This is a genomic window from Pseudoalteromonas sp. 19-MNA-CIBAN-0066, assembly GCF_040308705.1.
Lineage (GTDB): Bacteria > Pseudomonadota > Gammaproteobacteria > Enterobacterales > Alteromonadaceae > Pseudoalteromonas > Pseudoalteromonas nigrifaciens.
The window spans coordinates 1-255 of the sequence record NZ_JBEONZ010000301.1; the positions used below are offsets into that span (position 1 = coordinate 1).

1 protein-coding gene is annotated in these 255 nt (G+C 37.6%); it reads right to left on the reverse strand.

Translation table 11 applies throughout. The features are described 5' to 3' along the window. Positions 1-71: 71 nt before the first annotated feature. Positions 72-255: hypothetical protein (locus AAEZ18_RS19220; RefSeq protein ID WP_352256029.1), on the reverse strand; the 184-nt coding region annotated here is incomplete at its 5' end.

The window sequence follows — 255 nt, forward strand, 5'->3', positions numbered from 1 at the left end:
CTTCTGCCGTTAATTTATATTTATAATATTTGAGGCACTTACAGTGCCCCAGCTAAAACAAGAACAACTAATTAAAACACAAAGCCCACGCGTGCATAATAACTCATACCGTCAAAACCATATGGAACCGCACGTAATGGGTAGCGAAATGCCTGTTGAGAAATAAATTGCAACACTTCATCATCTCCCAGTTCATCAGGTGTAACATCAAATAAGTTATTAACACCCATACTAATAGTAAATGCACTGGACACT